This is a genomic window from Vreelandella aquamarina, from assembly GCF_020075495.1.
Taxonomy (GTDB): Bacteria; Pseudomonadota; Gammaproteobacteria; order Pseudomonadales; family Halomonadaceae; genus Vreelandella; species Vreelandella aquamarina_A.
Genome location: NZ_JABYQT010000037.1, coordinates 1 through 427 on the forward strand (window position 1 = coordinate 1; position 427 = coordinate 427).

General features: G+C 55.7%; 1 protein-coding gene. It reads left to right on the forward strand.

Annotated features, from left to right (window positions below; translation table 11 throughout):
* Window positions 1-427 (forward strand): hypothetical protein (locus HW452_RS17365; RefSeq protein WP_224107341.1); only part of this gene is annotated, 427 nt, incomplete at both ends.

Consider the following 427-nt stretch of genomic DNA (forward strand, 5'->3'; position numbering starts at 1 on the left):
CTGCTGCCGTCCGTATTTGTCATTATGGGCAAATCCGTAGAATCCGCCGGTATCGTCAAATCCGACGCGGCGCAGCGTTTGTCGCTGTTTTTACCGATTGTTGCCGCTTTGACGCTGTTTGGCGAAAAACTCAGTGAAGGCAAACTGATCGGACTGTGCCTCGCCTTTGCCGCACTGTTCTGCCTGCTTTGGAAAAGCGACAGCGGCAAAAAATCAGGCAGCGCGTGGCGGCAGGCGTTATTGCTGCTCGGTGTGTGGGCGGGTTACGGCATTATCGACATCCTGTTCAAACAGATTGCCAAAAGCGGCACGGCATTTGCGGGCAACCTGCTGGTTGCATTTGCGCTGGCGGGTGTGCTGATGTTTGCCTGCCTGTTTGCCAAATCGGTCAGATGGCGCGTTGAGAGCGTGGTCGGCGGCATACTCT